At 74.0% G+C, this 26104-nt stretch carries 20 protein-coding genes and 1 pseudogene; 12 read left to right on the top strand and 9 right to left on the bottom strand.

Annotated elements, in window-relative coordinates; all coding sequences use genetic code 11:
* Positions 1-4 precede the first annotated feature (4 nt).
* Complete coding sequence (gene sucD / locus ACVV2G_RS06300) at positions 5-889, top strand: succinate--CoA ligase subunit alpha (protein WP_453841584.1); 885 nt, start codon at positions 5-7, stop codon at positions 887-889.
* Positions 890-1105: 216 nt separating this feature from the next.
* Here the strand turns inward: sucD and ACVV2G_RS06295 are convergent, their stop codons facing one another.
* Entirely contained in the window at positions 1106-1906 is an 801-nt protein-coding gene (locus ACVV2G_RS06295; RefSeq protein ID WP_453841643.1) for a sigma factor-like helix-turn-helix DNA-binding protein, read from the bottom strand.
* Positions 1907-2578: 672 nt separating this feature from the next.
* Positions 2579-2629: pseudogene (locus ACVV2G_RS06290) on the bottom strand (hypothetical protein); the annotation flags it as partial.
* A 192-nt stretch (positions 2630-2821) separates the two neighbouring features.
* Here ACVV2G_RS06290 and ACVV2G_RS06285 point away from each other — a divergent pair.
* Complete coding sequence (locus tag ACVV2G_RS06285; protein ID WP_453841583.1) at positions 2822-4498, top strand: cell division protein PerM; 1677 nt, start codon at positions 2822-2824, stop codon at positions 4496-4498.
* Positions 4499-4715: 217 nt separating this feature from the next.
* Here ACVV2G_RS06285 and ACVV2G_RS06280 read toward each other — a convergent pair whose 3' ends face one another.
* Positions 4716-5516 carry a hypothetical protein gene (locus tag ACVV2G_RS06280; protein ID WP_453841582.1) on the bottom strand — a complete coding sequence of 267 codons (801 nt, stop codon included), beginning with the start codon at positions 5514-5516 and terminating at the stop codon, positions 4716-4718.
* A 420-nt stretch (positions 5517-5936) separates the two neighbouring features.
* On the opposite strand from ACVV2G_RS06280, the gene purN reads away from it, so the two are divergent.
* Positions 5937-6575 carry a phosphoribosylglycinamide formyltransferase gene (gene purN / locus ACVV2G_RS06275; protein ID WP_453841581.1) on the top strand — a complete coding sequence of 213 codons (639 nt, stop codon included), beginning with the start codon at positions 5937-5939 and terminating at the stop codon, positions 6573-6575.
* Positions 6572-8137 (top strand): bifunctional phosphoribosylaminoimidazolecarboxamide formyltransferase/IMP cyclohydrolase, encoded by a 1566-nt coding sequence (gene purH / locus ACVV2G_RS06270; RefSeq protein ID WP_453841580.1) that lies wholly within the window; start codon positions 6572-6574, stop codon positions 8135-8137. The genes purN and purH overlap by 4 nt, the downstream gene beginning before the upstream one ends.
* Positions 8138-8297: 160 nt before the next feature.
* Here the strand turns inward: purH and ACVV2G_RS06265 are convergent, their stop codons facing one another.
* The 6 genes from ACVV2G_RS06265 to ACVV2G_RS06240 form a co-directional block, all read right to left on the bottom strand.
* Entirely contained in the window at positions 8298-9818 is a 1521-nt protein-coding gene (locus ACVV2G_RS06265; RefSeq protein WP_453841579.1) for a protein kinase domain-containing protein, read from the bottom strand.
* On the bottom strand, positions 9815-10555 hold the full coding sequence (locus ACVV2G_RS06260; RefSeq protein ID WP_453841578.1) for an FHA domain-containing protein: 741 nt from the start codon (positions 10553-10555) through the stop codon (positions 9815-9817). The genes ACVV2G_RS06265 and ACVV2G_RS06260 overlap by 4 nt, the downstream gene beginning before the upstream one ends.
* A 205-nt stretch (positions 10556-10760) precedes the next feature.
* A complete protein-coding gene (locus tag ACVV2G_RS06255; protein ID WP_453841577.1) occupies positions 10761-11240 on the bottom strand; it encodes a hypothetical protein in 480 nt (159 codons plus the stop codon).
* A 97-nt stretch (positions 11241-11337) separates the two neighbouring features.
* Positions 11338-12894, bottom strand: a complete 1557-nt coding sequence (locus tag ACVV2G_RS06250) for a protein kinase domain-containing protein (protein WP_453841576.1) — start codon at positions 12892-12894, stop codon at positions 11338-11340.
* On the bottom strand, positions 12891-13637 hold the full coding sequence (locus tag ACVV2G_RS06245) for an FHA domain-containing protein (protein WP_453841575.1): 747 nt from the start codon (positions 13635-13637) through the stop codon (positions 12891-12893). Before ACVV2G_RS06245 ends, ACVV2G_RS06250 begins: the two co-directional genes overlap by 4 nt.
* Before the next feature lie 126 nt (positions 13638-13763).
* Positions 13764-14351 (bottom strand): hypothetical protein, encoded by a 588-nt coding sequence (locus ACVV2G_RS06240; RefSeq protein WP_453841574.1) that lies wholly within the window; start codon positions 14349-14351, stop codon positions 13764-13766.
* A gap of 338 nt (positions 14352-14689) precedes the next feature.
* Between ACVV2G_RS06240 and ACVV2G_RS06235 the strand changes: the two genes are divergently transcribed.
* From ACVV2G_RS06235 to ACVV2G_RS06200, 8 genes are all read left to right on the top strand, one after another.
* Positions 14690-15544: a bifunctional methylenetetrahydrofolate dehydrogenase/methenyltetrahydrofolate cyclohydrolase gene (locus ACVV2G_RS06235; RefSeq protein ID WP_453841573.1), complete on the top strand. Its 855-nt coding sequence runs from the start codon at positions 14690-14692 to the stop codon at positions 15542-15544.
* Between the two features lie 124 nt (positions 15545-15668).
* Complete coding sequence (locus ACVV2G_RS06230) at positions 15669-16172, top strand: DUF3017 domain-containing protein (RefSeq protein WP_453841572.1); 504 nt, start codon at positions 15669-15671, stop codon at positions 16170-16172.
* A 463-nt stretch (positions 16173-16635) separates the two neighbouring features.
* Positions 16636-17907, top strand: coding sequence for a helix-turn-helix domain-containing protein (locus tag ACVV2G_RS06225; RefSeq protein WP_453841571.1), 1272 nt, complete (start codon positions 16636-16638; stop codon positions 17905-17907).
* Between the two features lie 570 nt (positions 17908-18477).
* A complete protein-coding gene (locus ACVV2G_RS06220; protein WP_453841570.1) occupies positions 18478-19467 on the top strand; it encodes a malate dehydrogenase in 990 nt (329 codons plus the stop codon).
* 446 nt (positions 19468-19913) lie between these two features.
* Positions 19914-21443 (top strand): aldehyde dehydrogenase family protein, encoded by a 1530-nt coding sequence (locus ACVV2G_RS06215; protein ID WP_453841569.1) that lies wholly within the window; start codon positions 19914-19916, stop codon positions 21441-21443.
* A 45-nt stretch (positions 21444-21488) separates the two neighbouring features.
* Positions 21489-23021 carry a GMC family oxidoreductase gene (locus ACVV2G_RS06210; protein WP_453841568.1) on the top strand — a complete coding sequence of 511 codons (1533 nt, stop codon included), beginning with the start codon at positions 21489-21491 and terminating at the stop codon, positions 23019-23021.
* A complete protein-coding gene (locus tag ACVV2G_RS06205) occupies positions 23018-24160 on the top strand; it encodes a quaternary amine ABC transporter ATP-binding protein (RefSeq protein ID WP_453841567.1) in 1143 nt (380 codons plus the stop codon). The genes ACVV2G_RS06210 and ACVV2G_RS06205 overlap by 4 nt, the downstream gene beginning before the upstream one ends.
* Entirely contained in the window at positions 24160-26103 is a 1944-nt protein-coding gene (locus ACVV2G_RS06200) for an ABC transporter permease (RefSeq protein ID WP_453841566.1), read from the top strand. The genes ACVV2G_RS06205 and ACVV2G_RS06200 overlap by 1 nt, the downstream gene beginning before the upstream one ends.
* The last annotated feature ends 1 nt before the right edge of the window (position 26104 follow it).

Genomic DNA, 26104 nt, shown 5'->3' with positions numbered 1-26104 from the left:
CACCATGGCTATCTGGCTCAACAAGGACAGCAAGGTCATCGTCCAGGGCATGACCGGCGCCACCGGCATGAAGCACACCAAGCTCATGCTCGGTGACGGCACCGAGGTCGTGGGCGGCGTGAACCCGCGCAAGGCGGGCACCTCCGTGGACTTCGACGGCACCGAGGTACCGGTCTTCGGCACCGTCAAGGAGGCCATCGAGAAGACCGGCGCCAACGTCTCCGTCATCTTCGTGCCGGAGAAGTTCACCAAGGACGCGGTCGTCGAGGCCATCGACGCCGAGATCCCGCTGGCCGTCGTGATCACCGAGGGCATCGCCGTGCACGACTCGGCGTCGTTCTGGTCGTACGCCGGCAAGAAGGGCAACAAGACCCGGATCATCGGTCCGAACTGCCCCGGCATCATCACCCCGGGCCAGTCCAACGTCGGTATCATCCCGGGCGACATCACGAAGCCGGGCCGCATCGGCCTGGTCTCGAAGTCCGGCACGCTGACGTACCAGATGATGTACGAGCTGCGTGACATCGGCTTCTCGACCGCCGTCGGCATCGGTGGCGACCCGATCATCGGCACCACGCACATCGACGCGCTCGCCGCGTTCGAGGCCGACCCCGAGACCGACCTGATCGTCATGATCGGCGAGATCGGCGGCGACGCGGAGGAGCGTGCGGCCGACTTCATCAAGGCCAACGTGACCAAGCCGGTCGTCGGCTACGTCGCGGGCTTCACCGCGCCCGAGGGCAAGACCATGGGCCACGCCGGTGCCATCGTCTCCGGTTCGTCCGGCACCGCCCAGGCGAAGAAGGAGGCCCTGGAGGCCGCCGGCGTCAAGGTCGGCAAGACGCCGACCGAGACGGCGAAGCTCGCCCGCGCCATCCTGGCCGGCTGACACAGCCTCGTCGGCCGAGCACCTGTCCGGCCGATCCCGTACGCCGAGTGGCCCGCCCCCGATCACGGGGGCGGGCCACTCGGCGTACGGCGTCACACGGCGTCGCGTCACACGGCATCGCGCCGCACGGGTCCGGGCCTGCCATACGAGCCCGGTGACGTCGTACCCGTCGGATCGCGTCGTGCGATTCCGGGGCGTCGTACGAGCCCGGCGGCGTCACTCGAGGCGGGGCGTCAGCCGCTCCGGCCCGTCCTGCAACTGGTCCCGCAGCTTCTGCCGCAGCTCCAGCTCCTCGTCCGACAACGCCCCCGGCACCACCCGGGGCGGCACTCCGCGCACCGTCTCGCCCGGGGAGACGGGCGGTTCGTAGTGTGTAGGCGCGGTGCGCAGGGTCAGGGCCGTGGTGCCGATGAGGGCGACCGTGAACGCGATCGCGGCCCGGGTCAGGAACCGGGCCCGGCGTTCACTGCCCCTGCGCACCACCGTCGGCCCGGCCGCCCGCAGCCGCTCGGCCGAGGCCAGCTCGGCCAGCCGCTGGTGCAGTACCTGCGGGTCGGCCAGTTCGGGCAGCCGGCCGGCGACGGCCTCGCGGGCCCGCAGCAGCCGGTGCGCCGCCGTCGGGGTGCTCGCCTCCGTCTCCGCGGCCGTCTCGGGCAGGTCGAGTCCCACACCGTCGTACAGCACGAGCGTGCGGCGGCGCGGCGGCGGCAGCCTGAGCAGGGCGTTGAGCAGGGTGCGGTCGCCGGGATCGGCGGGCGGGGGTTCCGGGTGCCGGTGGCGCAGCCGGAAACGCTGCCAGGGCGAGAGCGCGTACTCGTACGCCGTCGCCCGCACCCAGCCCACCGGGTCGCGGTCGCGAGCGACCTCCGGCCAGCTTTCCCAGGCCACCTGGAAGGCGCGCTCCACCGACTCGCGCGCCAGCTCACGACGACCGGTCAGCAGATAGGTCTGCCGTACCAGGGCGGGGGCACTGAACTCGTAGAGGGCGTCGAAGGCCTGAGCGGGGGTCAACGCCACCGTCTCGGGACCGGGCGCCGGCCGCGGCCCCGCGGACCCCGGGCCCGAGGTGTGACCCGACCCGGCTCCCGTCCTTGGCCCCGCTCCGGTCCTTGACCCCGCTCCCGTCCCCGGCCCGGCTCCGGTCCTCGGCCCCGGTTCCGGCCGCTGCCCGGGACCCGACCCCGGCCCGGGACCCGACCCTGCCCCGGGGCCCGCCCCCGACCCGGGTGGTGACTCCGACCCGGGTGGCGACTCCGGTGCTGGTCCCGCCTCCCCAGCAGGAGCGGGTCCCGGCTCACGTCTCGGCCCCGGTCGCCGTCCCGCCGTCCCTGGCTCTCGTCCCGTCTCGGCCTCTGGGACCGCCCCGGCCTCTGGGACCGTCTCGGCCTCTGGGACCGCCCCGGCCTCTGGGACCGCCCCGGCCTCTGGGACCGCCCCGGCCTCTGGGACCGCCCCGGCCTCTGGGACCGCCCCGCCCTCCGGGGCCGCCCCCGCCTCCTGGGTCCTCCCCGGTGCCCGCTCACCGAGCGGCTTCGCGGGAAGTACGAGGCTGTCGGCGGCCTCCGTGGCGGCGCCCGGTCCGGCGCCGACGGACACGACGACGGGCACCGGCTTCGCCCGGTGCGACGCCGCCTCCTCGGCCAGGGTGTTCAGCAGTTTCGCGTACGCCTCCCGTTTCCGGCCGCGCGGAGTCGAGCGGCCGCTCTCCCACGCACGGACCGTCTCGCGGGTGACGCCCACCCGCGACGCGAGCTGATGCTGCGTCAGCGCGGCGGCCTCACGCAGGCGTCGGCGTGCCTTGGGCGGAGGCAGCGGGGTCGCAGGGCTCCGTGTCACTGGACGCCCCTTCGTACGAAAAAGTACATAAACATATATTGAGCGACACAACGGTCCTTCGCCTGTTACGCCGGTAAAGCGCGTGTCGTTGGGAGCATGGCGGTCGTGACCCAGACGACCGCTCACCGAGCCCCGTTGTCCCTGCTGCGCACCCGGTGGCGCGACCGGTCGCCCGGGCTGGCCGCCGGCCTCCTGGGCGGCGTGTTCGCCGCGGCGCTGGGGCTGGTCTCCTGCGCCGCACTGGTGGCCCTGCTGTGGATCAGCTCGCCGTACCCCGACAGCGGACCCGGCGGTGCCCTGCACGTCGCCTCGGCGCTGTGGGTGCTGGCGCACGGGGTCGAGCTGGTCCGCCTCGACACGCTCTCCGGCGCTCCCGCGCCCGTGGGCGTCACCCCGTTGCTGCTGCTCCTGCTGCCGGTGTGGCTGGTGCACCGGGCGGCCCGGGACGCCACGGACCCCGGGGACGGCGTGGGGGTGGCCGTGGGAGCGGGCCCGCGGGCGGGGGCCGGGGTGCACCTGGGCGGGAGTCCGGACGCCGGGCCGCCGCCCGTCTCCGCGCGCATCGCCTGGGCGGGGGTCGTCCTCGGCTACCTCGCCGTCGCCGCGCCCGTCGTGCTGTACTCGGCGGACGGTGCGCTGCGGCCCTCCTGGTGGTGGGCGGTGGTGTGGCTGCCGCTGGTCATCATGGGTGCGGCGGGCGCGGGCGTGTGGACGGCGTTCGGTCGTCCGGGCGGTCCGGTGGGGCGGGCGCTGCGTGTGCTGCCCCGGAACCTGCGGGAACTGATGGTGGAGCCGGACGCGCGCCTGGGCGCCGCGACGCGCGCCGCGGGCGCCGGTGCGGCGGTGCTGGTCGGCGGCGGGGCGCTGCTGCTCGCGGTCTCGCTGGTGTGGCACGGAGCCGCGGTGCAGGAGGCGTTCCTGCGACTGACGGAGGGGTGGTCGGGCCGGTTCGCCGTGCTGCTGCTCTGCCTGACGCTGGTGCCGAACGCGGCGGTGTGGGCGTCGGTGTACGCCCTGGGCCCCGGGTTCGTGCTCGGCACCGGGCATGTCGTCGGTCCCCTCGCCTCCGCGCCCGCTCCGCTGCTGCCGCCGTTCCCGCTGCTGGCGGCGGTGCCGGACGCGGGTCCTGGCACCCCGTTGCACTGGGCGGCCGGAGCGGTGCCGCTGGTGGCGGGGGTGGTGGTGGGGTGGTTCACGGCACGGGCCGCGACGGCGGCGGTGCCGGAACGCGTGGAGGACGCCGGGTCGTGGTCGTGGCGGCGGACCGTTGCCGCCGCCGCACTGGCCGCCCTTCTGTGCGCGGTCCTCGTCGCGCTGCTGGCCGCGTTGGCGGGCGGGCCGCTCGGCGGAGCCGCCCTCGCCGGTTTCGGCCCGGTGTGGTGGCAGGCGGGTGGCGCGGCGTTCGTGTGGATCGCGGTGGTGGCGGTCCCGGTGGCAGCGGTGACGCGGGCGTGGCGGAAGCGGGGTGCCGCCACCAGGCAGACGCCGGAGGCGGAGGACGGGAACTCGGGCGACGGGGCCTCGGGCGGAGGGGCCTCGGACGACGGCGGTGGGCGTCGGTGGGGACTGGGGTCGCTGCCGTTCGCGCTGCCCCGCCGGGAACGCAGGGAGGCGGCGGAGGACGGCGACGAGGGCGGGGCGGGGGAGGCGCGGGAGGCGGACGAGGGTGCCGTGCCCTTCGGGCTCTACGACGGGGACGGCGCCGGCGGCGACAAGGCGCCGTACGACCTCCTGCCGGTCGATTCCCTCGCGGAGCCGCCCCGGGGGCCCTGAGGGGCGGGGGTGCGTCGATCGTCCGGGGGCTTCTCACCCCGCCGCCGGTGCCCTTCCCGCCCTCGGGTACCGCCGCCCGCAGCGCTCGCCTCACCCTGCCGGACTCACCCCCCCCGGACGCTCCCGGACCGGACCCGGACCGGACCCGGACCGGAACGGACCTGACCGGCGAGACCGGACCCGGACCAGACCGTGCCGAATCACCGTGCCGTGACCGTCAGCCCTGCGTGCCCAGCAGCTCCCGGAGCTGTTCCGGGAGGAGGGTGTCGCAGGACTGTTTCGCCTCGTTGGTCAGGGCGTCCTTCCGGCAGGTGTAGTAGTCGTTGTAGACCAGCTGGGCGCCGAAGGACACGGCGACCAGGAGGATGGCCAGGGAGGACGTGACCAGGCCGCTGATCGCGGCAGTGCGCTGCGGGCGGCCGGTCTGGTCCGCGGGCGGGGCCGGGGTGTCCGGATCGGAGGCGGCGCGGGGCTTGGCGCGCAGGGCGCTGATGCCCCAGTAGAGCGCGAGCGCGCCGAGCAGCAGGGCCACGTACGGCCAGTCGAAGATCGCGAAGAAGAGGGCCCACATGCCGCTGAGCAAGGCGTAGCGGGCACGCCGCTGGGTGGGGTCCGTGGCGTCCCAGCGCGGACCCGTGCCACCGCCCGAGCCCTCGGGGTCGGATTGGGGAGCGCCGGGCCGCTCGCCGAAGCCGCCGGGGGAGCGGCCCGGCTGCCGGTCGCTCCACTGACGACCCCACGGGGAGCGGCCGCCCTCACCCTGGGAACTGGAGGAGCCCTGCTGGTCGTCCTCGTTCGACGGGTGACGCGGCTGCCACGGGCGGTCCGGCATGCCCTCCGGGGGCGGTGCGAACGGATTGTCCTGCTCGCCGGCGCCTTCCCGTGCGCCGTCGTTCCCACGGTTCGACGGGGTGTCGGGCGGTGAGGAGGGGCGCTCCCGCAGCAACACGGTGCTGCGCTCCCCTGGCTGCGCCGACTGCTGGGGGAGCGTGAGCAGTCGCAGGCTGCGGTCCGGCATCAAGTGAGCGTCTTCCCCTTGGCGATCTTGGCGGTAAGGAACGGGCGAGCTGGTCGGCCCGACTGGTGAACGCTTGACGTGCGGGCCGCGTTCCCGGTCCGGTTCCCCGCAGACGCTACCTCCCGGCCGCGCCCCCGTCCCGAGGGGGCCGCCCGGTGTGCCGGTATCGTTGCTGACGGTCGGCCGCTTCGTAGACTTCCCCGTATCCCGGGGCGCGAAGCATTCGTACGACTGCACAAACCGACGACGTGTGCGACCGACGTCCGTGCGCGACCGGCGTCCGTGCGCGACCGGCGAACGTGCAAGACCCGGCGGTCGGGTCGGGCACGACCGCCGGCCGACGCGGCCGACGGCCGTACGAGACCGACAGCCGTACGAGACCGACCGCACCGACCCGCTCCCCCGAGAAAGGCCCCCACCGTGGCCGCCAAGCCCGTGGCCCAGCGAGCCAAGCGCCTCGTCGTGCTGGTCTCCGGATCCGGCACCAATCTGCAGGCGCTCCTCGACGAGATCGCCGCCACCGGCGTCGAGGCCTACGGCGCCGAGATCGTCGCGGTCGGCGCCGACCGCGACGGCATCGAGGGGCTCGCGCGCGCCGAGCGCGCCGGCCTGCCGGCCTTCGTACGCAGGGTCAAGGACTACGGGACCCGCGAGGAGTGGGACGCGGCGCTCGCCGAGGCCGTCGCCGCCCACGAGCCGGACCTCGTCGTCTCGGCCGGGTTCATGAAGATCGTGGGCAAGGAGTTCCTGGCCCGCTTCGGGGGGCGGTTCGTCAACACCCACCCCGCCCTCCTCCCCAGCTTCCCGGGAGCCCACGGCGTGCGGGACGCGCTCGCGTACGGCGCCAGGGTCACCGGCTGCACCGTCCACTTCGTCGACGACGGCGTCGACACCGGGCCGATCATCGCGCAGGGCGTGGTGGAGATCCGGGACGAGGACGACGAGAGCGCTCTGCACGAGCGCATCAAGGAAGTCGAGCGAAGGCTGCTCGTCGATGTCGTGGGGCGGCTCGCCCGCAACGGCTATCGCATCGAGGGACGAAAGGTAGTTATCCAGTGACCGCCGAGAGCAACAAGCGGGCCATCCGCCGCGCGCTGGTCAGCGTCTACGACAAGACCGGGCTGGAGGAGCTGGCACGGGGCCTGAACGAGGCGGGCGTCGAACTCGTCTCCACCGGGTCCACGGCCGGCCGCATCTCCGCCGCCGGCGTCCCCGTCACGAAGGTCGAGGAGCTCACCGGCTTCCCCGAGTGCCTGGACGGGCGGGTCAAGACCCTGCACCCCAAGGTGCACGCCGGCATCCTCGCCGACCTGCGCCTGGACAGCCACCGCGAGCAGCTCGGCGAGCTGGGCGTGGAGCCGTTCGACCTGGTCGTGGTCAACCTCTACCCGTTCCGCGAGACCGTCGCCTCGGGTGCCACCCCCGACGAGTGCGTGGAGCAGATCGACATCGGCGGCCCCTCCATGGTCCGCGCCGCCGCCAAGAACCACCCCTCGGTCGCGGTCGTCACCAGCCCCGCCCGGTACGCCGACGTGCTCTCCGCGGTCCAGGACGGCGGCTTCGACCTCGCCGCCCGCAAGCGGCTGGCCGCCGAGGCCTTCCAGCACACCGCCGCGTACGACGTGGCCGTCGCCTCCTGGTTCGCCTCCGCCTACGCGCCCGTGGACGAGTCGCGGTTCCCCGACTTCCTCGGCGCCACGTACGACCGCGCGCACATCCTGCGCTACGGCGAGAACCCGCACCAGCCCGCCGCGCTCTACACCTCCCCCGAGGGCGGCGGCCTCGCGCAGGCCGAGCAGCTGCACGGCAAGGAGATGTCGTACAACAACTACACGGACACGGACGCCGCCCGCCGTGCCGCGTACGACCACGACGAGCCCTGCGTCGCGATCATCAAGCACGCCAACCCGTGCGGCATCGCGGTCGGCGCGGACGTCGCCGAGGCGCACCGCAAGGCGCACGCCTGCGACCCGCTGTCCGCGTTCGGCGGCGTGATCGCGGTCAACCGCCCGGTGTCCAGGGAGATGGCCGAGCAGGTCGCGGAGATCTTCACTGAGGTCGTCGTCGCGCCGGACTACGAGGACGGCGCCCTCGAAGTCCTCGCCAGGAAGAAGAACATCCGCGTGCTGCGCGCCCCCGAGGCACCCGCCGCCCCGGTCGAGGTCAAGCCCATCGACGGCGGCGCCCTGCTCCAGGTCACCGACCGGCTCCAGGCCGAGGGCGACGACCCGGCCGGCTGGACGCTGGCCACCGGCGAGGCGCTCTCCGAGGCCGAGCTGGCCGAGCTGGCCTTCGCCTGGAGGGCCTGCCGCGCCGTCAAGTCCAACGCGATCCTCCTCGCCAAGGACGGCGCCTCCGTCGGCGTCGGCATGGGCCAGGTCAACCGGGTCGACTCCGCCAAGCTGGCGGTGGAGCGCGCGGGCGCCGAGCGTGCGCAGGGCGCGTACGCCGCCTCCGACGCGTTCTTCCCCTTCCCGGACGGCCTGGAGATCCTCACCGCGGCCGGCGTGAAGGCCGTGGTCCAGCCCGGCGGCTCGGTCCGCGACGAGCTGGTCGTCGAGGCGGCGAAGAAGGCCGGTGTGACGATGTACCTCACCGGGACGCGGCACTTCTTCCACTGACACGGCCCTTCGCCGCCGGATCGAGCGGGAGGACCCGCAGCCTCTCCGGGCCGCGCCGGCGACGTGCCGCCCGCTGGACGAGTTCCCGCGGGTGCGTCAGCCGGCGCGCGGCCCGGCCGGGAGGGGGCGAGGACGCCTCGCCCCCTCCCGGCTCCCCCTCTCAGCAGCGCGCGATCCACCTGTGGGACAGCGGGGCGTACGTGCCCGCCAGGTTCCCCTGGTTGCGCTGGGAGGTGCAGCCGGTGCGGTTCCGGGCGTTCTCCCGGGTGACGTCCTCGCCGACGGGGGTGAAGTCGCGGCCCCGGAAGTACGCCACGGCGCCCAGTCCCGTCGAGTCGTCGCTGCTGTTGTTGAAGACGGACTCCACCGGCCGGTCCCGGGTCCACATGCAGGTGTCCGCCCCGGACAGCCAGTCCGGGTCGTCCTCCTCCCAGCTGCACATCTCCCCCGCGCCGTTGGGCTGGCTGAAGAAGCAGACGGAGTCGGCCGGGCAGCGGTGGTACCCGTACGTCGGCTCCTCGTCCTGGCGCGCCGCGTACAGCGCCGAAGCCGTGGCCACCGCCAGCACCACCGCCACCAGGGCGCTCACCGGCACGGTGCGCCGACGACGGCGCGCCCGCGGCCTCGGCAGACGGGCCGAGGGGGACGTGCCCGCGACCCGCTCCACCCGCCGCAGGAGCGAGGCCGTGCCGGCGGTGCGGTCGGTCCGTTCCTCATGCGTACGGGCCAGGCAGTCGGAAACGATCTCCCGCCAGGCGTCGGGAAGCCCGGGGGACAGGCGCAGCTCCTCACGGCCGCGCGCGTAGCGCATCGCCGCGTCGGACCGTGCCTCCGGCGTGCTGCCGGGCAGGGGGAAGCCCCCGGTCAGGACCACGTGCGCGAGGACACCGAAGGCCCAGAAGTCGGCCGACGGGCGGACCCGCGTCCCGCGCTCGTCGACCTCGGGCCACAGGAGTTCGGGCGGGGTGTAGTCGGGGGTGGCGAAGACGGGGGCGTAGGCGTGCGTACCTTCCATCTCCGCGGCCATGTTGAAGTCGGCGAGCCGGGCCGAACCGTCCTTCATCAGCAGTACGTTGGCCGGTTTCAGGTCCCCGTGCACCCAGCCGGCGTGGTGCAGCTGGTGCAGGCCCTCGCAGACCTGGGCCAGCAGGGCGGGCCCGGCGTCCGGGCAGGGGCCCCGGGCCAGTACGGCGTCCAGGGAGCCCTCGGCCCGCTCCAGCACCAGGACGGTGGCACCGTCCAGCTCCGGGTGGTCCGGGTCGTCGACCGTCAGCGTGTCGTACATCCGGATCAGCCGGGGCGAGCGCAGCCGCCGCAGCAACTGCACCTCGCGTTCGGCCAGGTCGCGCAGGTGGTGCAACTGGCGCGGGGTGCGGGTGTCGGTGGCCAGGAACTTCAGCGCCGCCCGGTGCGGCAGCCCGTCACCGCCGAGGGCGCGGCCGGCCGTCGCGTCGGAGGTGCGGCCGGTCGCGCCGGACGGGTGGCGGGTCGTATCGGAAGGTCGTCGGGTCGCGTCGGAAGGGTGGCGGGCCGTGTCGGAAGGGTGGCGGGTCGCTCCGGACGGGTGGCGGGTCGCTTCGTAGACCGTGGCGAACGCGCCGGACGCGAGGGGCTCGCGCACCTCCCACGGCCCGATCCGGTAGCCCTTCGGCACCGGCACCGCGTACGGCCCCCCGGTCACCGCGCCGCTCCGCTCGGGGCCGGGGCGAGCACGACGAGGTCGTCCTCGCGGACCAGGTCGAAGCGGAGGGCGAGCGAGGCCAGGGACTCCTTCTTGCCGTGCGTGCGCCTGCCGGGCTCCGCCGCGTCCGGGCCGGGGCGCAGCCGCAGCTTGACGGCCAGGTAGTCGATGTTCCAGTAGACGGCGGAGCGGCTGACCTTCGGCCAGCTGGGACGCAGCCGTTCCACGATCTCCTCGACGGCGGGCAGCGGGGCGCGGGGCTCACCGCGCAGGCGCCGCTCGCACAGGGCGGCCAGCACCGCGAAGTACCGTTTGGTGCGGTCCAGAGCGAAGGCCGGGACGGTGCCGGCCCCCTCCAGCCCGTGGCGCTCGACGCTGCGGAAGGCGTGCCGCGGTGCCCAGACGTCGAAGGTGAGCAGGTCACCCGCGGCGGGCAGGGTCACACGCGCCAGTTCGAACGGTACGGGTGCCTCCACGCGGCCCGGCGCGACCTTGATGTGCTCGCCGGCGCCCTCCGGGTTCTCCACCACGTAGGTCTGGTCCTCACTGAGATTGCTCAGCAGCCAGAACGTCCGGTGCGCCGTGATCTCCCCGGCGATCCGCGGCACTCCCGCGTGGGCGATGGAGAGCCCGCCCCCGGATCCGGCCCTGCCGAACTCGATGCGCTCCCCGGCGCCGATCCTCAACTGCTCGTCCACACGGCCGCACGACGGCGGCACGACGATGACGCTGTACATGGAGTCGTCCCCCTCCCCCGATTGCTCGGGGTCCACCTTCCCCAGTCCAACAAGGGGCAGGGTACGGGAGGCGGATGAGGGCGGCCCAGGCATTCGGACGCCGGGCGGGTCGGACGAGTGCGGCACGGCGCGAGGCGGCCCCCGGCCCCCGTGGCGGGAACCGGGGGCCGCCGTTCGGCAGGTCCGGTGAGCGGTGCGGCGCGGATCAGCAGGGGCGCAGCGACCAGATCGGGTCCCAGGTCGCCGTGCCCGCCTGGTAGGCCGTCGAGGTCCAGCGGACGCTGCCGTCCCGGTTGAAGAACTTGGCGACCGTGCCCGGCGTCTGGTTGTTGGTGAACGGGCCGTCACCGGTCCAGTTGGTGAGGTTCCACGTCTGGCACTTGTAGAAGTCGAACTTGGTGCCCTTGACGACCATGCACAGGTGGCCGTAACCGCAGGCCAGGTCCTGGGCACCCATGGTCCGGGGCGCCTTGGTGACGGTCAGGCCCTCGTACTTCACCGCGTCCGCGGTGACCTGGAGGGGCTCGGGCCTGTCCGCCAGCACCCGGTCGGCCGCCTGCTGGAGCGCGGTCACCCGGGTGCCGTCCGGGCCGGTGGCCGGGTCGGCGGCCGTGGCGGCGGCCGTGGAGCCGGCGACCAGGGCCGAGGCCGCGAGGAGCAGCGCGGCGGGCTTGATGATGTTCACTGTTGTTCCCCCATGAACGTCGGTGTCGTACCGCCGAAGCGGTGTGCTCACACCGTGCCCGGGACGCCCGCCGGGCGGTACCTCGCACCTCTCAGGGTCACTCCGCGGCCCGGGGCGTGTACTCCTTGAGCTGGTGGGCGACGCGGTCGGCGTAGTCGCGGTACTTCGGGGGAATCCCGCCCGCGTCGTTCACCTTGTCGTACGACGTCCGGTAGGCCACGGCGATCAGTACCCGGCGGTCGCCCGGCAGGCGGGCGTCGAGCCGCGGCGCGATCCAGCACAGGTACCGGCCCATCGCCGGGATGGACTCGGCGGGCGGGAACGGGGGTTCCGGGACGCTCTCGCCGGGGGTGCCGTCCGCGTTCATCCACCAGCGCAGCACCTTCGGGGTCCAGCGGGCGATGCCGTACTCGTTCCGGGCGGGGTCGGAGAGGGCCGGGTCGAAGTCGCTCTCCACCTTGAGCATGGCGGCGATCAGGGGCGAACTGACCTCCTCGCGGCGGCAGTCGTGCGCCGTCTCGACGATCAGCAGCCGGTAGGCGGGCGGCACGTCCCGGTCGGTGCGCAGCTCGTCGGCGCCGTAGGAGGCGGCGGAGACGTTGGCCGCCGTGCCGCCGGCGCCCCGGACGGCCGGGCCGGAGCCCCCGCCGCCGTCGCGGACGGCGAACCCGTACCCGAGTGCGGCGGCGGCCACCGCGGCGGCAGCGGCGGCGAGGGCCACCCGCCGGCGGCGCGTGCGGTGCGGCGGGACGGGCCGGCCGGTACCGCCCGCGGCCGCCGCCACGCGGCGCAGCAGCGCGTCCGTGCCGATGCGTTCGGCGTGCGTGCGGGTCAGGCACGCCCGTACGATCTCCCGCCACTCCTCGGGCAGCGCGGGCGACAGCCGCAGCTCCTCGGTGCCGCGCGCGTAGGCGGCGCCCGCGTCGCGGCGGGCCGTCGGGGTGGCGCCGGGCAGGGGGAAGGAGCCGGAGAGCACGAGGTGGGCGAGGACGCCGAACGCCCAGACGTCGGCGGAGGGGCGGATGCGGCGGCCGCGTTCGCCGATCTCGGACCAGAGGAGTTCGGGCGGGGTGTAGTCGGGGGTGGAGAAGGCGGGGGTGTAGGCGTGGGTGCCTTCCATTTCGGCGGCCATGTTGAAGTCGGCGAGCCGGACCGAACCGTCCCTCATCAGCAGCACGTTGGCCGGCTTCAGGTCTCCGTGCACCCACCCGGCGCGGTGCAGCTGGGCCAGGCCCTCACACACCTGCGCGACCAGCTCGGCGCCGCCGGCGGGCCGGGGTGCCGCGGACAGCAGGGCGGACAGGGACCCCTCCGCCCTCTCCAGTACGAGGACGGTGGCGCCGTCGAGGGCGGGACGGGCCGGATCGTCGACGACCAGGGTCTCGTACATCCGCACCAGCCGGGGCCGGCGCAGCCTGCGGTGCAACGCGACCTCCCGCTGGACGAGTTCCCGCAGGTGCGTCAGCTGGCGCGGGGTGCCCGTACCGGTGGGCAGGAACTTCAGGGCGGCCGTGGCCGGCAGCGTCGCGTCGGCGCCGGCGACGCGACGGGCCTCGTACACGCTGCCGAAGGCGCCCGTCGCGATCGGCGCCCGCACCTCCCAGCCGCCGACCCGGTAGCCCTTCGGGACGGGGACGGCGTACGGCTCGGTCACCGGGGCGCCCGGCGCGGCGGTGCCGCGAGGACCACGAGGTCGTCCTCCCGCACGAGGTCGAAGCGGAGCGCCATGGAGACCAGGGACTCCTTCTTGCCGTTGAGCCGCGCGCCCGCCTCCGCCGTCTCCGGGGCCGGCTTGAGCCGGAGCTTCACCGCCAGGTAGTCGATGTTCCACTGGACGGAGGTGCGCGACGCGGCCGGCCAGCCGGGCCGCAGCCGCTCGACGACCTGCTCCACGGTCGGCAGCGGCGCGTGCGGCGCGCCGCGCAGCCGCGGTTCGCACAGCGCGGCCAGGACCGCGAAGTACCGCTTGGTGCGGTCGACGGAGAAGGCCGGGGCGGTCGGCTCGCCGTCGGCGCCGTCCTCGGCGCGCCAGTAGTCGTGGCGCGGCGCCCACACCTCGACCGGCAGCAGGTCGCCCGCGGCGGGCAGCACGATCCGCGAAAACTCGAAGGGCACCGGGGCGTCCAGCCGGCCCGGCGCGACCTTGATGTGTTCGCCGGCGCCCTCCGGGTTCTCCACCACGTAGGTCTGGTGGGCCGAGAGGTTGCTCACGGTCCAGAAGGTGCCGTGGGCGGTGATCTCACCGGCTCTGCGGGACACCCCGTCGTGCCCGATCAGCAGGCCGCCCTCGGGCACGGACCGCCCGAAGACGAGCCGTTCGCCGGGTGCGAGCCGGAACTGGGTGCGGGTGGGTTCGTCCTCCGTGGTCGGTGGAGGTACCACGATGATGCTGTACAAGGTGCGTCTCCCCGTGCCTGACGGCTACCCACGTCAGACTATGGCGACGCACCGGGGCCGTGCCCCCCTTGTACGGGTGAGACACGGCCCAGGGACGTGATTGGCGAGAAAGCGTTCAGTGCCGCGTCAGTAGCGCGGGCGCTTGAACCAGGCGGCACCGTTGGAGTTGCCGACGAAGACCGCGATCAGGATGCCGAGCACCAGGTGGATGATGCCGAAAAGAGTGAACGGGTAGACGGCGATGACCGCGGTCAGGATGCCGAAGACCAGCGCGGTTATGCGCAGACCGCTGCCGCCGGACTTGAACTTCACGGCCAGGACGGCCGCCCAGACGCCCCACACCAGCGCGAGCACCGCGATGCCCCACAGCGCGCCGGTCGGGTAGTCGGCCAGTTCCTCGAACGCGGGGTCGTCCTGCGCCTGGTCGACGGCCACGGCCGAGAAGGCGAACAGGACCGTGCCGATCACCTGGAGGCCGACGATCACCCACAGCATGACCCGGGCGGCGCTGACGGTGCCCGGCATCGTGGTGGGAGCGCCGCCGCCGTAGGGCTGCTGCACGGGCGGTGCCGACGGGTAGCCGTAACCGGGCTGTTCCTGCTGCTGGGGGTAGCCGTAGCCGGGCTGGCCCTGGGGCGGCTGCTGGGGGTGGCCGTGGCCCTGCTGCTGGCCCTGCGGCGCACCGTAGGGATTGTTCGGGTCGCCGAAACTCATGGCGGGACTTCCTCCGTCGCTGTCATCTGCGGGGACGACGCGCGGCCCGACTCGGAGGAGGTCTGCGTAGCGGTTCGCCCCCCCCGGTACGGCCCCGCGGCACTGTGCTCCCCAATCGTTCTTGACCGGTCTCATACTTGTCCAGCCCGGCAGCAAGGTGTTGTGCAAGTGCAACAACGCCGATCATGGCCGGACGGGGCGGGACCCGTCCCGTCGTGCCCGGCGGGCGTCGCGTCGCTGCCGGACCGGCGCCCGGCTGCTGCCGGACCGGCACCCGGCCGTCGTCCGGATCGCGGCCGGATTGGAACCGGGGGCCGGTCATCCGCGAGGATGGGGGCATGACCGCCCAGATTCTCGATGGCAAGGCCACCGCAGCCGCGATCAAGTCCGAACTGACCGCCCGCGTGGCGGCGCTGAAGGAGAGGGGCGTCACGCCCGGCCTCGGCACGATCCTCGTCGGGGACGACCCCGGCAGCCAGAAGTACGTGGCCGGCAAGCACCGCGACTGCGCCCAGGTCGGCATCGCGTCCATCCAGCGCGAACTTCCGGCCACGGCGACGCAGGAGGAGATCGAGGCGGTCGTCCGCGAGCTGAACGAGGACCCGTCCTGCACCGGCTACATCGTCCAGCTCCCGCTGCCCAAGGGCATCGACGAGAACCGCATCCTGGAACTGATGGACCCGGACAAGGACGCGGACGGCCTGCACCCGATGAACCTCGGCCGCCTCGTCCTCAACGAGCCGGCCCCGCTGCCCTGCACCCCCAACGGCATCCTCACCCTGCTGCGCCGCTACGGCGTGGAGATCAAGGGCGCCGAGGTCGTGGTCGTCGGCCGCGGTGTCACCATCGGCCGTCCGATGCCGCTGCTGCTCACCCGGCGCAGCGAGAACGCCACCGTGACCCAGTGCCACACCGGCACCCGCGACCTGGCCGCCCACCTCAAGCGCGCGGACATCGTCGTCGCCGCCGCCGGCTCCCCCCACCTGGTCCGCCCCGAGGACGTCAAGCCGGGCGCCGCCGTCCTCGACGTCGGCGTCTCCCGCAACGCCGAGGGCAGGATCATGGGCGACGTCCACCCCGGCGTGGCCGAGGTCGCCGCCTGGATCTCCCCGAACCCGGGCGGTGTCGGCCCCATGACCCGGGCCCAGCTGCTCGTCAACGTGGTGGAGGCGGCGGAGCGCAGTGCCGGCTGACGAGACCCGCGCCGAGGGCCCGGGGCGGAGTGCGGTGCCGGCTGACGAGACCCGCGCCGAGGGCCCGGGGCGGAGTGCGGTGCCGGCTGACGAGACCCGCGCCGAGGGCCCGGGGCGGAGTGCGGTGCCGGCCGATGAGACCCGCGCCGAGCGTCCGGGGCGCGCGCAGGACGCGGAGCGCCCGGAGGAGTTCACCGTCCGGGACCCCGTCAGCGCGCCCGACGCCGAGGGCAGGCCACGGCGGACCACCCGCCGGTTCCCGCTCTTCACGCGCGACACCGCGCGCCCCGAGGGCGGCGGCCGGGCCGCGACCGGCGACGCGCCGGCGCCCGCCCGGCAGTGGCCGATCCTCTTCGTGGTCGGCCTGGTGGGGACCGGCCTGCTGCTGACCGCGCTGGACGTCTTCCGCTGGGGGACGCTGCTCATCGGCACCGCCCTGCTGGCCGGCGCCGCGCTGCGCTGGGCGCTGCCCGACGTCGGCATGCTCGCCGTGCGTTCCCGCTTCACGGACATCGCCACCTACGGCGTCCTCGGGCTCTCCATCGTCCTGCTGGCGATGATGGCCCAGCCGGACCCGTGGCTGGAGATTCCGTTCCTGAAGGACACCCTGCACTTCACGGTGAGCTGAGCCCCGACCGGGCCCCGTCCTGCCCCTCCCGCCCGCCTCCGGGCGATGAGGGGGAGGCGCGGACGGGCCCCGGGGGCGAGGTACGGCGGCCCGTCCTCACCCCCGTGAAAGGACGGGCCGCCGCCGGAACCAACCCTCCTGCACGTGGAACGCCCTGTTCAACGCCTGTAAGGCCGCTGTGGCACGGAAGTGACCGTTCCGCTACTCCGTCACGCGCGCCGTGAAAAACACGGTTCGGTGCGGGACACGGCGGCGCCGGTGGGACACTGGACCACGGTCCGGTGGGCGTACGACGGTGCACGCCCACGGCCCCTGTGCTCCTGTGCGCCCCCACCCCGGGAACTGAGATCCTGACCGGGCGCATCCCTGTGGGTAGCCAGAACGGGGACTCCGTGCGGGACGCCGCGCGCGAGGACCAAACGGGGAACGAACAGCACGTCACCGGGGGGAAGAGGGGGAAGCAATGCCTCGTTGGAAGGCCTTGCCGGATGAACTCGATCCGCAGATCAAGGAGTTCACCAGCCAGGTGCGCCGACTCGTGGACCGCAGTGAGCTGGGCATCGCGTCACTGGCCGACGCCACCGGCTACAGCAAGACGTCCTGGGAGCGTTACCTGAACGGCCGGCTGCTGGCGCCGAAGGGCGCCATCGTGGCCCTGGCCGAGGTGACGGGGACCAATCCCGTCCACCTGACGACCATGTGGGAGCTGGCCGAGCGCGCCTGGAGCCGCTCGGAGATGCGCCACGACATGACCATGGAGGCCATCCGGATATCCCAGGCGCGCGCCGCGCTCGGCGAGACGGGCACGCACGCGGCCGCGTCGGGCCACGGCGGCAGGAGCGGCAGGGCGGGCCGGACCCGCCACGGCGGCGGCGCGACGGCCACGCCCGGGATCGCCGGACCGGCCGGTGTCGCGCCCACACTGCCCCCGTCCGTCCCCGCACAGCCGACGGCCGCCGACAGCGCCGACTCCGCCGTCGGCACGGTCCGGGGCGGCGGCGCGCCGAGCGCTCCCTCCGTCCCGGCCTCCGGCGGCGCCTCCGACGGCAACTCGTGGGGCATGGCCGGATACCGCGGACCGGCGCCGACCGGCGACCGCACGGCATGGAACGGCACCGGGACGACCGCGGGCCCCGCGGCCCCGTCGGCTTACGCCGCTTCGGACCACCACGGTCCCCCGGGCGCGTACGGGGAGTCCCCGCGCAGCGGCTCCCGGGCGCGGGGCGGGTCCGCCGGGAGCGGCGGCAAGCGGATGGCGGCGTTCGTCGCGGGTGTCGTCGGCGTGCTCGTCGTGACCGCCGGCGCCTTCTTCCTCCTGGACGGCGGCGGGGACAGGACGGACGAGGGCGCCAAGCCCTCCCCGTCGCCCACCGTGAGCACCGACCCCGCGCTGCCGCCGGGTGTGGAGTGCAGCGGCGACGCCTGCACCGGCAAGGACCCGGAGGTCATGGGCTGCGGCGGCGACCTGGTCACCACCGCCGCCACCGCCACCGTCGGCACGGCCGCCGTCGAGGTCCGCTACAGCAAGACCTGCGGCACCGCGTGGGCCCGCGTCACCCAGGCCGCGCAGGGCGACGAGGTCCAGGTGAGCGCGGACGGCGGGAACGAGCAGACGGGCACGGTCGCCGCGGCCGGCGACACCGTCGCCTACACCCCGATGGTGGCGGTGACGTCCCCGGCCGACGCCGAGGCGTGCGTGACCCTGGCGTCGGGCCGGAAGGGCTGCACGGAGTGACCGGCGGTGGGCCGGCGGCGGTCGGCGACCGGCGGATCGATCGGCGGGCCTGACCGGCGGGATCGATCGGCGGGCGTGACCGGGAGGGGCCGTACCCCGCGGCGGCGGCCACCCGGTGCCACGACCGCACGGAGCGGGACGGACCCACGGTCAGGGGGCCGCGTCAACCGGTCGGGCGTACGGCGAGCGGGCGGCCCGGGCCCCCTCCGGCAAGCCTCTGACCAGGAAGGATCGCCCCGGAGAAGAAAGTTCGCCCGCGGCAGGCATGGCGCGCGCCCTCTCGGGAACGCGAGAAGTACCCCCACGGGAGTCCGGCAACGGCACCCCCGAACGGCGGTCGCCTTCCCCCTCTCCCGGACAGGCGACCGCCTCTCCATGTCCGCGTTCCGGCCCCCGCCCAGTGCCCCGGCGACCCGCCGGTATTCCTGTGGGCCTGGCCACACCGACCCGGACGTCCCGGACACCGCGGGCGCGATAGCCTGACCGCTGCATCGATCTCTTGATACCAAGAGATCGATCAAACGCCCGGGGCAGGGACGCCCCACCGCCAGCTGTCATACGGAGAACGCCATGACCCGCACTCCCGTGAACGTCACCGTCACCGGCGCGGCCGGCCAGATCGGTTACGCCCTGCTCTTCCGCATCGCCTCCGGCCAGCTGCTCGGCGCGGACGTGCCGGTCAAGCTGCGCCTCCTGGAGATCACCCCGGCGCTCAACGCCGCCGCGGGCACCGCGATGGAGCTGGACGACTGCGCGTTCCCGCTCCTCCAGGGCATCGACATCACCGACGACCCGAACGTCGCCTTCGACGGCGCCAACGTCGCCCTCCTCGTCGGCGCCCGCCCCCGCACCAAGGGCATGGAGCGCGGCGACCTCCTGGAGGCCAACGGCGGCATCTTCAAGCCGCAGGGCAAGGCCATCAACGACCACGCCGCGGACGACATCAAGGTCCTCGTCGTCGGCAACCCGGCCAACACCAACGCCCTGATCGCCCAGGCCGCCGCCCCGGACGTACCGGCCGAGCGCTTCACCGCGATGACCCGCCTGGACCACAACCGCGCGCTGACCCAGCTCGCGAAGAAGACGGGCTCGTCGGTCACCGACATCAAGCGCCTGACCATCTGGGGCAACCACTCCGCCACCCAGTACCCGGACGTCTTCAACGCCACGATCGCCGGCAAGAACGCCGCCGAGGTCGTGAACGACGAGACGTGGCTGGCCGACGACTTCATCCCGACCGTCGCCAAGCGCGGCGCCGCCATCATCGAGGCCCGGGGCGCCTCGTCGGCCGCGTCCGCCGCCAACGCCGCCATCGACCACGTCCACACCTGGGTCAACGGCACCGCCGAGGGCGACTGGGCCTCCATGGGCATCCCGTCGGACGGCTCCTACGGCGTCCCGGAGGGCCTGATCTCCTCCTTCCCGGTCACCTGCAAGGACGGCACGTACGAGATCGTCCAGGGCCTGGAGATCAACGACTTCTCCCGCGCCCGCATCGACGCCTCCGTCAAGGAGCTGTCGGAGGAGCGCGACGCGGTCCGCGGTCTCGGCCTCATCTGAGACCCGCCGCTCTCCGGGCTGCCCGCGGGCGGCCCCGCACGGGCCCCGTCCGGTCACGACCGGACGGGGCCCGTTCCCGTTCCCGTTCCTGTTCCCGCTCCCGCTTCCGTCAAGGTGGCCGCTCCCCGTCACCGGCAGGCCCGCCCCGCCACCGACCAGGCCCGTGCCCCCGCGCCCGACCAGGCCCGTGCCCCCGCGCCCGACCGGGCCCGTGCCCCCGCGCCCGACCGGGCCCGTGCCCCCGCCACCGACCGGGCCCGTGCCCCGCATCCGACCGCCCCGCCGTCCTGCCTTGCCCCCCTTCACCCCTTTTCCGAGTGAGGCGCCGCACTTTCGGCCGTCGATCCGGCATGCATACGGGGCCGTTGGGCAGGGGCTCACGGTCCCCGGGAGTGACACGCGTGTGACGCAGGGGGGTTGACCAGGAACGGAAGGCAACGTCGATCATGGCGAACCGAACGGAAACACAGGCGGAGCGGGCGCACCGGACCATCCACGCGGGAGGTGAGTGGCTCGCGGCGTCCTCCGGCGCCACCCGTGACATCCTCGACCCCGCGGACGCCCTGCCCTTCGCCGTGGTCGCCGAGGGCGATCAGAAGGACACCGACCTCGCCGTGGCCGCCGCCCGGCGCGCCTTCGACGCGGGGGAGTGGCCGCGCACTCCGGTCGCCGAACGCGCCGCCCTGCTGCGCCGCGTGGCGGACCTCCTGGTGCGCGACCGCGAGAAGCTGGGCCTGCTGGAGAGCCGCGACGCGGGCAAGACCGTCGAGGAGGGCCGGGTCGACATCGACTGCGTCGCCGACGCCTTCCGCTACTTCGCGGACCTGGTCGCCGGCGAGGCCCCCGGCCGCGTCGTCGACGCGGGCACGCCCGACGTCCACAGCGTCGTCGTGCACGAACCCGTCGGCGTCTGCGCGATGATCACACCCTGGAACTACCCACTGCTCCAGGCCAGCTGGAAGATCGCCCCGGCGCTCGCCGCCGGCAACACCTTCGTGATCAAGCCGAGCGAGATCACCCCGCTCACCACCGTCGCCCTGATCGACCTGCTGGTCGAGGCCGGACTCCCCACCGGCGTCGCCAACCTCGTCACCGGCCCCGGCCACACCGTCGGCGCCCGGCTCGCCGAGCACCCCGACGTCGACCTGGTCTCCTTCACCGGCGGCCTGGCCAGCGGCACCAAGGTCGCCCAGGCCGCCGCGGTCACCGTCAAGAAGGTCGCCCTCGAACTCGGCGGCAAGAACCCCAACGTCGTCTTCGCCGACGCCTGTGAGACGGAGGAGGGCTTCGACACCGCCGTCGACCAGGCCCTCAACGCCGCCTTCATCCACAGCGGCCAGGTCTGCTCCGCCGGCGGACGCCTCATCGTCGAGGAGTCGGTGCGCGAACGCTTCGTCGCCGAACTCGCCCGCCGGGCCCGGAAAATCCGCCTCGGCCGCGGCACCGAGGAGGGCGTCGAGTGCGGCCCGCTCGTCTCCGGGCAGCAGCGCGCCAAGACCGAGGACCACGTCGCCTCCGCCCTCGCCGAGGGCGCGGTGCTGCGCTGCGGCGGCAAGCGCCCCGAGCCGTCCCCCCAGCGACCGGAGAGCGGCTACTTCTACGAGCCGACCGTCCTCGACCAGTGCCACCGTGAGATGAGGATCGTACGGGAGGAGGTCTTCGGACCGGTCCTCACCGTCGAGACCTTCCGCACCGAGGACGAGGCCGTCGCCCTCGCCAACGACACCGAGTACGGGCTCGCCGGCGCCGTCTGGACCGCCGACGCGGGCCGCGCCCGCCGGGTCGCCGGCCGGCTGCGCCACGGCACCGTCTGGATCAACGACTTCCACCCCTACCTGCCGCAGGCGGAGTGGGGCGGCTTCGGCAAGAGCGGCGTCGGCCGCGAACTGGGCCCCGCGGGCCTTGCCGAGTACCGCGAGAGCAAGCACGTGTACCAGAACCTCGCCCCGAAGCCCGTCCGCTGGTTCGCAGGCTGACCGTACTCCCGCACCTTCCGTCCCCACGCTCCCTGGAGTAACCCCATGCCCGAGACCACCCATGTCTACGACTACGTCGTCGTCGGCGGCGGCACCGCGGGATCGGTGATCGCCTCCCGCCTCACCGAGAACCCCGACGTGACCGTCGCCGTCATCGAGGGCGGCCCCAGCGACGTCGGCCGCGACGACGTGCTGACCCTGCGCCGCTGGATGGGCCTGCTCGGTGGCGAGCTGGACTACGACTACCCCACCACCGAGCAGCCACGCGGCAACTCGCACATCCGGCACAGCCGCGCCCGTGTACTCGGCGGCTGCTCCTCCCACAACACCCTGATCGCCTTCAAGCCGCTGCCGTCCGACTGGGACGAGTGGGAGGCCGCCGGCGCCAAGGGCTGGGGCGCGGTGCAGATGGAGGCGTACTACGCCCGGCTGAAGAACAACATCGTCCCGGTCGACGAGAAGGACCGGAACGCGATCGCCCGCGACTTCGTCGACGCCGCGCAGAAGGCGCTGGAGGTCCCCAGGATCGACGGCTTCAACAAGAAGCCGTTCACCGAGGGCGTCGGCTTCTTCGACCTCGCCTACCACCCCGAGGACAACAAGCGGTCGTCGGCGTCGGTGGCGTACCTGCACCCGGTGATGGACGAGCGCACCAACCTGACGCTCATGCTGGAGACCTGGGCGTACCGGCTGGAGCTGGACGGCACCCGCGCCGAGGGCGTCCACGTCCGCACCAAGGACGGCGAGGAGATCCTCGTCAGGGCACGCAACGAGGTCGTGCTGTGCGCCGGCGCCGTGGACTCCCCGCGCCTGCTGCTGCACTCCGGCATCGGCCCCCGCGAGGACCTCGAAGCGCTCGGCATACCCGTGGCGCTCGACCTGCCCGGTGTCGGCGAGAACCTGCTCGACCACCCCGAGTCGGTGATCGTGTGGGAGACCCACGGCCCCCTCCCGGAGAACTCCGCGATGGACTCCGACGCCGGCCTGTTCGTGCGCCGCGACCCCGGGCACGCGGGCCCCGACCTGATGTTCCACTTCTACCAGATCCCCTTCACGGACAACCCGGAGCGCCTGGGCTACGAGCGCCCGGAGTTCGGCGTCTCGATGACCCCGAACATCCCCAAGCCGAAGTCCCGCGGCCGTCTCCACCTCACCAGCGTCGACCCCTCCGTCAAGCCCGCCCTGGACTTCCGCTACTTCACCGACGAGGACGACCACGACGGCCGCACCCTCGTCGACGGCATCAGGATCGCCCGTGAGGTCGCCAGGGCCGAGCCGCTGGCCGGCTGGCTCAAGCGCGAGGTCTGCCCCGGCCCGGACGTCACCGGCGACGAGGAGCTGAGCGAGTACGCCCGCAAGGTCGCCCACACCGTCTACCACCCGGCCGGCACCTGCAGGATGGGTGCCGCCACCGACGAACTCGCCGTCGTCGATCCCGAGCTGCGCATCCGCGGCCTCCAGGGCATCCGCATCGCCGACGCCTCCGTCTTCCCGACCATGCCCGCCGTGAACCCGATGATCGGCGTGCTCATGGTCGGGGAGCGCGCCGTCGAGCTGATCGGCGGTGACGCCCGATGAGTACCGCCGCCGGCACCGCCACCCCGCCGGGCGAGTCCGGGGCAGCCGCCCCCGTCTTCTCCGTCGACGGCCTGTGGAAGGTCTTCGGCCCGAAGGCCGCCCGCGTCCCCGCCGACCCGCGGCTCGCCGCCCTGGACGCCGCCGAACTGCGCTCCCGCACCGGCTGCACGGCCGCCGTCCGGGACGTCTCCTTCGACGTGCGCAAGGGCGAGGTCTTCGTCGTCATGGGCCTGTCCGGCTCCGGCAAGTCCACCCTCGTACGCTGCCTGACCCGGCTGATCGAGCCGACCGCGGGCTCCATCGCCATCGACGGCGAGGACGTCCGCGCCATGGACAGGTCCCGGCTGCGCGAACTGCGCCGCCACCGCGCCGCGATGGTCTTCCAGCACTTCGGCCTGCTCCCGCACCGCACGGTCCTCGACAACGTGGCCTACGGCCTGGAGGTCCAGGGCATGGGCCGCGCCGCGCGCCGCGAGCGGGCCGCCGCGATCGTCGCCAAGGTCGGTCTGGAGGGCCTGGAGCACCGCCGCCCCGGCCAGCTCTCCGGCGGCCAGCGCCAGCGCGTCGGCCTCGCCCGGGCCCTCGCCGTCGACCCCGAGGTACTCCTGTTCGACGAGCCGTTCAGCGCCCTCGACCCGCTGATCCGGCGGGACATGCAGGAGGAGGTCGTCCGGCTGCACCGCGAGGAGGGCCGCACGATGGTCTTCATCACCCACGACCTCCAGGAAGCCCTCAAGCTCGGCGACCGCATCGCCCTGATGCGCGACGGCCGCGTCGTGCAGCTCGGCACCCCCGAGGAGATCGTCGGCTCGCCCGCCGACGACTACGTCCGCGCGTTCGTCCGCGACGTCCCGCGCGAGCAGGTGCTCACCGTCCGTACGGCCATGCGCCCCGCCGCGTCCGCCGACGCGGCCGGGACCGGCCCGGCGCTCGGACCCGACGCCACCGTGTCCGAGGCCATCGAGGCCGTCGCCCGGGCCGGCGCCCCGGCCCGCGTGATGGACGCCGGACGCTGCCTCGGCGTGGTCGACGCGGACGCGCTGCTCGGCGTCATCGCCGGCACGGAACGCCCCGGGGAGGCTGATGTCCGCCAGCCGGACCCCGTCGAGGAGGCGGATCAGCGCAAGGAGGCGGTCTGATGACCACGGCCACCGCCACCGCCACCCGCCCCGTGCTCCCCGGCGTCCTGCGCCGGCCGGCCGTCCGCAAGCTGCTGACCCTCGCCGTGGCCGCCGCGGTCCTCGTCCCCCTGGCCGTCGCCCAGTGGTCCGGCGGCACCTGGCCGGGCGCCCTCACCGTCGACGTCTCCGGGCCGCTCGGCAGGGCCAGCGACTGGATCATCGACAACCGCGACAGCCATCCGCTGTTCCTCCACTTCCTCGGCCACGTCAGCAACGCCGTCGTCATCGCCGTACGCGCCGTGTACCTCGCCCTCCTCGCCGTCGGCTGGGCCGGGGTCACCGCGATCGGCGCCCTGGTCGCCTGGCGGGTGGCCGGCGTCCGGCTCGCGCTGGGCACGGCGGCGGCCTTCCTGGCCTGCGGGCTGCTCGGCATGTGGGTGCCGACCATGCAGACCCTCGCCCTGATGGCCGTGGCCGTCCTCGCGTCGGTCGTCGTCGGCGCCCTGCTGGGCCTCGCCGCCGGCCTCTCCGACCGGATGGACCGCGTCCTGCGCCCGGTGCTCGACACCATGCAGGTGCTGCCCGCCTTCGCCTACCTCCTCCCCGTCGTCCTGGTCTTCGGCATCGGCGTCCCCGCCGCCGTCCTGGCCACCGTCGTCTACGCCGCCCCGCCCATGGCCCGGCTCACCTCGCTCGGCCTGCGCGGCGCCGACAAGGAGGTGCTGGAGGCCGTCGAGTCCCTCGGCACCACCGCCCGCCAGCGGCTGCTGACCGCCCGGCTCCCGCTGGCCCGCAAGGAGCTCCTCCTCGGCGTCAACCAGACGATCATGATGGCGCTGTCCATGGCCGTCATCGCCTCCGTCATCGGCGCCGGCGGCCTCGGCGACCGCGTCTACCAGGCGCTCGCCTCCGTCGACGTCGGCGCGGCCCTCGCGGCCGGCATCCCGATCGTGCTGCTCGCCGTCGTCCTGGACCGCGTGACCGGCGCGGCGGGGGAGCGGCTCGGGGAGCCCGGGAAGTCACCGCTGACCTGGCTGTACGTCCTCGCCGCCGCCGCGGCCGTCGCGGTCGCCGGACGGCTCGCCGGCCTCCTCGACTGGCCCGGGGCGTGGGAGGTGAACATCGCCGAGCCCGTCAACCGGGCCGTCGACTGGATGACCGCCCACCTGTACTCCGGCGTGCCCGTCGTCGGCGGCACCGCCGACTGGGCGGCGCACTTCACCAGCTGGGTCCTCAACCCGCTCCGGGACGGCCTGCAGTGGCTGCCCTGGTGGTCCGTACTCCTGATCGTCGCCGCGACGGCCTGGCTGATCGGCACCTGGCGCACCGCGCTCACCGCCGCCCTCGCCATGGCCGCCATCGGCGTGCTCGGCGTGTGGAACCCCTCCCTGGACACGCTCTCGCAGGTTCTGGCGGCCGTCGCCGTGACCCTGGTCATCGGCTTCGCCGCGGGCATCGGCGCCGCCCGCAGCGACCGCTTCGAGCGCGCACTGCGGCCGGTGCTGGACGTCTTCCAGACGATGCCGCAGTTCGTGTACCTGATCCCGGTCGTCGCCCTCTTCGGCGTCGGCCGCGCACCCGCCGTCGCCGCCGCGGTCGTCTACGCCCTCCCGGCCGTCGTCCGCATCACCACCCAGGGCCTGCGCCAGGTCGACCCGGCCGCGCTGGAGTCGGCCCGTTCGCTCGGCGCCACCAGCGGACAGCAACTGCGGCAGGTGCAGCTCCCGCTGGCCCGCCGGTCCCTGCTGCTCGCCGTCAACCAGGGCGTCGTCCTGGTCCTCGCCGTCGTCATCATCGGCGGCCTGGTCGGCGGTGGCGCGCTCGGCTACCAGGTCGTCCTCGGCCTGGCGCAGGGCGACCTGGCGACCGGCCTGGTGGCCGGCGCGGCGATCGTCTGCCTCGGTCTGATGCTCGACCGGGTCACCCAGCCCACCGGACGCCGTACGAAGAAGGGAGCCTGAG

The organism is Streptomyces sp. JK94 (assembly GCF_053613315.1).
Note: the sequence above shows the minus strand (reverse complement) of the source record. Positions and strands in the feature narration are given on the sequence as shown.